We start from the raw sequence: 2,133 nt of genomic DNA on the forward strand, positions 1-2,133 counted from the left end.
GCGCTGCACCGGCCGGGCCTGGGGCCGGGGCTGCGGACGGGGCTGCTGCGGCCGGGCCACCTGACGCTGGGGGCGCCGGCGCAGCGGGTCCTCGCTCGGGTCCAGGTACTGGATCTGCGTCTGCTCGTTGCGGTCGCGGGCCGCGCGCAGCTGGGTCTGCCAGGGGTGCGGCTGCTCGGGCTGCCCGCCCTGCGGACCGCCGTCCGGCTGTCCCTCGGGCACCGGCGGCATCACCCGCGTGGGATCGGCGGCGCCGTGCTGGGGCAGCACGGCGGTCGGGTCGGCCGCNNACCTGGGTGGCGTCGGCGGCGCCGGGCACGTCCGGCGCGGGCACGGGCGCGGGTGCCGGGTCGGGCGCCAGCAGCGCCGCGACGTTCTCCGCGGCGGCGATCTGCGCGGCGTTCGCGTGCACCCCGATGCCCTCGGCGACGACCCGCAGGGCGCGTGCGAGGTTCTCGGCGCTGGGCCGCAGGTCCGGGTTCTTGCTCAGGCAGCGCTCGATGACCGTCCACAGCGGGCCGGGCAGCGTGGAGGGGCGGCGCGGCTCGGCGCTCAGATGCTGGTGCAGCACCTCCAGCGTCGACTCGCCGGAGAACGGCGGACGGCCGGTGACCAGCTCGTACAGCATGATGCCGGCGCCGTAGACGTCGACGGCGGAGGTCTGCGGGCGGCCCTCGGCCGACTCGGGCGCGACGTACGCGGGGGTGCCGACGAACTCGTGGGGGCGGGTCAGACCGGGCGAGTCGGCCAGCCGGGCGATGCCGAAGTCGGTCAGCATCGGGTGCAGCTGGTCGCCGTCCTGCTTGAGCAGGACGTTGGCCGGCTTCAGATCGCGGTGGACCACCCCGTCGGCGTGGCTGGCGGCGAGCGCGTCGGCGATCTGTGCGGTGAGCAGCGCGGCGGCCACGGGGGTGAAGGGGCCGTTCTCGCGCAGGTAGCGGTGCAGGTCGGGGCCGTCGATGAGGTCCATGACCAGCGCCAGCAGATCGCCCTCGACCACCAGGTCGCGCACCCGCACGATGTTCGGGTGGGTCAGCCGGAGCAGCACGGACCGCTCCCGCAGGAACCGCATCACGACATCGGGGTCGCCGGCCAGCTCCTCCTTGAGGACCTTGATCGCGACGGTCTCGCCCGGCTGGCCGGGCACGGCCGCCTCGGCACCCGCCGTCTCACGCTGGCGGGCCCGCCAGACAGTCCCGGTGGCGCCGCGTCCGAGCGGCTCCTCCAGGAGGTACTTGCTGCCTACCGGCCGCACGTTGCGCTCCCTGTTGCTTGCTTGCCTGGTTCCCGCGCCCCTCGGGGGACGTCCTGCGGGTGTTTCCGCCCCACTCTAGTGCCGCCCCGTGCGATGCCGGGCGGGTCGTGCCGCCGGGGCCGGGGGCTCCCGCCCGCCGGTCCGGGGGCTCCTTCCGCCGCGGCCTGCGCACACGGCGCCGCCCCGTCCGGGGACGTCCGGCGGAGTCCGGGGCGTGCGACGGCGTCCCGGACCCCGGACGGACCCCGGACGGACTGCGGACGGGCTCCGAACCGACTCCGGACGGGGGCCGGACGAAGTCCGCACCCGGCCGCGCCCAGTCCGTGTCCCGTCCGCGCCGAGTCCGCACCGAGTCCGGTGGAGTCCGGTGGAGTCCGGTGAAAAGACGCTCGGCTCGATCGGTTGGTTGCCACATGCGGACGCGACCGGTCCCGAGCGGGCGCCGAGCAGACATGCACCGGGCACTGCTCGGGCATTTTTGGGGACAGAGCCGACCAATCAAGATCACTTGCCGATGGACAGCGGACAGACTGTCGGCAACAGGTGCGAGGATGCCTTCCAGAACTGACAGACGTGCTCGTGCGGTGGTGGGGAGGTCCGCGGTGGGGGACCGCGGGGCGGCTCGGTCCCCCGCCGGTCGCGGGCGTCCGTGCAGAAGGGACCGCTGACGGCGATGCAGATCCGGCTGACCGTCGTAGATCCGCTGGGCCCGCCGACGGCTCAGGGCCGCCCCGCGAGCCGCGACGTGCTGGTCACGGCTCCGACGGGCACGGCCCTGGCCGCGGTGGCGTCGGCGCTGGCCACGGCGGTCGCCGGTGAGGGAGGCACGGCGTCCGAGCGGGGCGGCCGGGGGCGGGGCGCCCCGCTCGGACGCCGTG

Annotated in this window: 1 protein-coding gene and 1 pseudogene; one reads left to right on the forward strand and one right to left on the reverse strand. The window is 75.6% G+C overall.

Annotated features, from left to right (window positions below):
• Nucleotides 1-1,255 (reverse strand): annotated as a pseudogene (locus CCN35_RS27440) (serine/threonine-protein kinase); the annotation flags it as partial.
• Nucleotides 1,256-1,928: 673 nt separating this feature from the next.
• Between CCN35_RS27440 and CCN35_RS27445 the strand changes: the two are divergent.
• A partial coding sequence (locus CCN35_RS27445) for a hypothetical protein (protein WP_143631923.1) occupies nucleotides 1,929-2,133 on the forward strand: 205 nt, incomplete at its 3' end.

Source organism: Streptomyces thermovulgaris (assembly GCF_002155915.1).
Classification (GTDB): Bacteria; Actinomycetota; Actinomycetes; order Streptomycetales; family Streptomycetaceae; genus Streptomyces; species Streptomyces thermovulgaris.